This window comes from Paraburkholderia sp. SIMBA_030, from assembly GCF_046535245.1.
Classification (GTDB): Bacteria; Pseudomonadota; Gammaproteobacteria; order Burkholderiales; family Burkholderiaceae; genus Paraburkholderia.
In genome coordinates this window covers 1-246 of sequence record NZ_JAWRXB010001342.1, presented here as the reverse complement: position 1 = coordinate 246, position 246 = coordinate 1, and the positions used below count along the sequence as shown (strand labels likewise).

Sequence of the window (246 nt, the reverse complement as noted above, 5' to 3'; positions counted from 1 at the left end):
CCCTGCGCCGGTGGCGACTGCCACGATACGGACTCGATGAGCGCGCGTGGCACCTCGACGCGCACGTATCCCTTCTCGCGCTCGTCGAACGCGGACATGTCGTTGCCGGCAACGGGATAGATCACGCCGTTGATTGTCATCGGCGCTTCACCTTCGAACGGACGCCGCAGTCCGAGTGCCGTGAAGCCGGTGCGCGCGCGGTCGCTCCAGCTGCGCACGTAGCCGAACGCCGCCGAAACGCGCACC

The 246-nt window shown here is 67.9% G+C and carries 1 pseudogene; it reads right to left on the bottom strand.

Features of this window, described 5'->3' with window-relative positions:
• Nucleotides 1–246 (bottom strand): annotated as a pseudogene (locus SB772_RS44400) (gamma-glutamylcyclotransferase); the annotation flags it as partial.